This window comes from Citrobacter sp. TBCS-14 (genome assembly GCF_005280805.1).
Taxonomy (GTDB): domain Bacteria; phylum Pseudomonadota; class Gammaproteobacteria; order Enterobacterales; family Enterobacteriaceae; genus Citrobacter; species Citrobacter gillenii.
This window is the reverse complement of the sequence record NZ_SZWM01000230.1, coordinates 1-229: the sequence shown is the minus strand read 5'-3', so window position 1 is coordinate 229 and position 229 is coordinate 1. Positions and strand designations below refer to the sequence as shown.

Annotated in this window: 1 protein-coding gene; it reads left to right on the top strand. The window is 51.5% G+C overall.

Going from position 1 to position 229, the window contains the following annotated elements; all coding sequences use genetic code 11:
- Positions 1 to 229, top strand: a 229-nt coding sequence (locus FDX22_RS12240; protein WP_146717262.1) for a molybdopterin-dependent oxidoreductase, incomplete at both ends; no start/stop codon positions are given.

Sequence of the window (229 nt, the reverse complement as noted above, 5' to 3'; positions counted from 1 at the left end):
TACAGCGGCCATTTGATTGACTTTAACGTGCGCGCCGAGCGTATGGGCTGGTTGCCGTCCGCACCGCAGTTGGGTACTAACCCGCTGTACATTGCGCGTGAGGCGGAAAAAGCTGGGATGACACCCGTCGATTACACCGTTAAATCTCTGAAAGAAGGTTCTATTCGCTTTGCGGCAGAACAACCAGAAAACGGTAAAAACCATCCGCGTAACCTGTTTATTTGGCGTT